Origin of the sequence: Allomesorhizobium camelthorni (assembly GCF_011045125.1) — a bacterium.
Lineage (GTDB): Bacteria > Pseudomonadota > Alphaproteobacteria > Rhizobiales > Rhizobiaceae > Allomesorhizobium > Allomesorhizobium camelthorni.
On record NZ_JAAKZF010000285.1, the window covers coordinates 1 to 901 of the forward strand.

Consider the following 901-nt stretch of genomic DNA (forward strand, 5'->3'; position numbering starts at 1 on the left):
GCACGGATCGCGATGCAGCAACAGCCGTTTCCATGGCATCGCGATCCGCATACATGCCGGAGTATACCGGGTTCCGGTGGACCGGTTCGCCTCCTGTTAAACAGCCGACAGGGGACGCGCCGGTTTCGGGCCGGCTTCTTGCCGTTCCTCCCGCGCCTCGGTTATCCGCGGCAGGCTGTCTTCGATCCAGTCGGCGAGCAGGCGCACCTTCTCCGCGGCCTCGCGCCCCAGCGCCGTCAGGCTGTACTCCACATGCGGCGGCACGACATCGTATGCGACGCGGTCGACCAGACCGTCTCCCTCTAGGTCTTGAAGCGACTGCGCCAGCATCCGCTCGCTGACGCCGCCGATCTTGCGCCTCAGTCCGCTGAAACGCTGCGTTCCGGTCTCCAGGGCGATCAGCACCAGTATGCCCCACTTGCTCGTGACGTGCTGAAGCACTTCACGCGAGGGACATGCGGCGGCCATAACGTCACCGCGCCGCAGCTTTTCGGATACGTGCATCACATCACCGCAAGAAAATACACTTACGTCCTTGTAGGTACCTGCAATTCAGTTTGCAATGAAACTACCTAGAGGCGGAACATTTCGTGCCGCCGCTGGTTCGACGACCATGCTTTACACTGTGGGGCCGCTCTCGCAGCAGATGGCGATTCACATTTTGCTTATGAACGTCGTGGCGCCGCTTCTGGCGCTGGCGGTCAACCGAAGGTTTGGCGGCCGTTTGCCATTGCCCAAACTGTACCCTGCGGTGATTGCGCAACTTTTGGTTCTGTGGGCATGGCATGCGCCGCCGGCGCTTCACATAGGAATGCAGTCGCACGTCCTCCATCTGATCATGCTCGCGTCGCTCCTGACGTGCGCGCTGTGGTTCTGGTTAGCCATTCTTTCGATTAAGGAT

At 60.7% G+C, this 901-nt stretch carries 1 protein-coding gene and 1 pseudogene; one reads left to right on the top strand and one right to left on the bottom strand.

Annotation, left to right across the window (positions count from 1 at the left end; all coding sequences use genetic code 11):
* Positions 1–96: 96 nt before the first annotated feature.
* The gene (locus tag G6N73_RS35910; protein WP_165034579.1) at positions 97–504 is read right to left on the bottom strand and encodes a winged helix-turn-helix transcriptional regulator; all 408 of its coding nucleotides are present in this window, start codon (positions 502–504) and stop codon (positions 97–99) included.
* Positions 505–613: 109 nt separating this feature from the next.
* Here G6N73_RS35910 and G6N73_RS35915 point away from each other — a divergent pair.
* A pseudogene (locus tag G6N73_RS35915) lies at positions 614–901 on the top strand (cytochrome c oxidase assembly protein); the annotation flags it as partial.

Bases quoted from the DNA above. Each gene is read 5' to 3' on its own strand.
- G6N73_RS35910 (WP_165034579.1), bottom strand. From the start codon at position 504: ATGCACGTATCCGAAAAGCTGCGGCGCGGTGACGTTATGGCCGCCGCA.